At 32.1% G+C, this 812-nt stretch carries 1 protein-coding gene and 1 pseudogene; one reads left to right on the top strand and one right to left on the bottom strand.

What is annotated here, in order from left to right; translation table 4 throughout:
- Positions 1–392: 392 nt before the first annotated feature.
- A pseudogene (locus MAGTDC_RS03575) lies at positions 393–545 on the top strand (GTP-binding protein); the annotation flags it as partial.
- 78 nt (positions 546–623) lie between these two features.
- Here MAGTDC_RS03575 and MAGTDC_RS05730 read toward each other — a convergent pair.
- Positions 624–812, bottom strand: a 189-nt coding sequence (locus MAGTDC_RS05730; protein ID WP_278046986.1) for a hypothetical protein, incomplete at its 5' end; no start/stop codon positions are given.

Genomic DNA, 812 nt, shown 5'->3' with positions numbered 1-812 from the left:
AAATAAGTAAAAAAGTAGCTTTAACTTTGTGCATGTTGTTCAGTATTCTAAAAGTTATATTCTGCTCATGAATATTTGAACATTAATTTAATTACTAATCACGTAATCTAGGTATGTGATTAATAACAGGTAGTCTGGAAGTAATCACATACTCTAGGTATCGCAAGTAAAGAATTCATTTCTTTGAGTACTCCATAGTCTGAATACGTAACTCAAGCAAACATATAATAAGTTATCTATATTTATCAACATATATTGTCAGATCATCTATGTAGTGTGTAATACTTAAGTAAGTATTGACAGCCATCTGGTGGGTGGAATTAGAAGTAGGTGTTATCACCTTTAGTTTATACAGTATGGTAACAACTTTTTTGCAGCGGTTACACAGACTAATGTCGTCACATTCCAAGTTTGCAGACCACAAAGTTATCGAACACATTCGCAACATAGGTATTTCAGCTCATATTGATTCTGGCAAGACAACACTTACAGAACGTATATTGTTTTATACAGGAAGAATTGATGAAATGCATGAGGTAAGCAGTGTGTAGTTTTACTGTGTAGTTATGTAAGGTATTAAAATAATCTTTATGAGAACACTTCTTAACACAGATGATAAGTTTTTATCCACTAATCACTATATTTGCTACCAGCACACTTAAGGGATGCATTGAATAATCATAAACTGCCAGTTTGTGGTGTGAGTGTGTGCGCTCATTGTCACCGATAGTGGGATAAATTGGCATTTCAGTTTGTATTAAACAATTACAATTATGTACAATACTAATACATAAATATTGTTTAACTGCTTT

This window comes from Candidatus Hodgkinia cicadicola (genome assembly GCF_002774925.1).
Note: the sequence above shows the minus strand (reverse complement) of the source record. Positions and strands in the feature narration are given on the sequence as shown.